This window comes from Gilvimarinus gilvus, assembly GCF_030518155.1.
Classification (GTDB): domain Bacteria; phylum Pseudomonadota; class Gammaproteobacteria; order Pseudomonadales; family Cellvibrionaceae; genus Gilvimarinus; species Gilvimarinus gilvus.
This window is the reverse complement of the sequence record NZ_JAULRU010000657.1, coordinates 1-342: the sequence shown is the minus strand read 5'-3', so window position 1 is coordinate 342 and position 342 is coordinate 1. Positions and strand designations below refer to the sequence as shown.

Below are 342 nucleotides of genomic sequence, written 5' to 3'. Positions count from 1 at the left end.
GGCAGCTTCGTAATATCGGTAAGCTTGGTTTTGCGGATGAACTGATACAGCAACCGTACATAACGCTGTCGGCAGAATATCAAAGACAGTTTCAGCAACACCCTCTTAGGGCAAAGGCCGCTACAGTATTAGTAGCCCCTTTGTTTCCAGCGGGTGAAATTATTGTTCAACATAAAGAATATCTGGATGGCTCGGGGTATCCAAAGGGGCTAAAAAGTGAGGAGATTAGCTATAGTGCTCAGCTACTTTGCGTTGTTAATGATTATGTAGAGTTGATTTCCGGCCTCTATCAGAAACGTCTCTACAGTAGCCATGAAGCCATCTCCTATCTAAAAGAGTACG

Annotated in this window: 1 protein-coding gene; it reads left to right on the top strand. The window is 44.2% G+C overall.

From position 1 onward, the window contains the following. Window positions 1-342, top strand: a 342-nt coding sequence (locus QWI17_RS16675; RefSeq protein WP_302723658.1) for an HD-GYP domain-containing protein, incomplete at both ends; no start/stop codon positions are given.